Source organism: Kitasatospora sp. NPDC094028 (genome assembly GCF_049543595.1).
Lineage (GTDB): Bacteria > Actinomycetota > Actinomycetes > Streptomycetales > Streptomycetaceae > Kitasatospora.
Genome location: NZ_JBMVFA010000136.1, coordinates 540 through 1,033, shown reverse-complemented (window position 1 = coordinate 1,033; position 494 = coordinate 540). Strand labels below are relative to the sequence as shown.

Annotated in this window: 1 protein-coding gene; it reads right to left on the bottom strand. The window is 69.4% G+C overall.

Features of this window, described 5'->3' with window-relative positions; translation table 11 throughout:
- Positions 1 to 494: arginine--tRNA ligase domain-containing protein (gene argS / locus ACPC54_RS42350; RefSeq protein WP_498973111.1), on the bottom strand; the 494-nt coding region annotated here is incomplete at both ends.

Below are 494 nucleotides of genomic sequence, written 5' to 3'. Positions count from 1 at the left end.
GTGGGCGGCGGGGCGGGCCTCGCCGGCCTTGCGCAGGATGGACTGGATACGGGCGTAGGCGTACTGGAGGTAGACGGACGTGTCGCCGTTCAGCGAGACCATCTGGTCCAGGTCGAACTTGTAGTCCCGCACCGCCGACGTGGACAGGTCGGCGTACTTGACCGCGCCGATGCCCACGTACCGGCCGTTCTCCTCGATCTCCTGCTCGCTCAGGCCCACCTTCTCGGCCTTGTCCCGGACCACGGCCGTCGCCCGGTCGACCGCCTCGTCCAGCAGGTCCTGGAGCTTGACCGTCTCGCCCGCACGCGTCTTGAACGGCTTGCCGTCCTTGCCCAGCACGGTGCCGAAGGCCAGCTGGACGGCGGTCACGTCGTCGTTCAGCCAGCCGGCGCGGCGGGCCGTCTCGAAGACCATGCGGAAGTGCAGGGCCTGGCGGGCGTCCACCACGTACAGCAGGGTGTTCGCCTTGAGGCCGAAGACGCGGTCGCGGATGG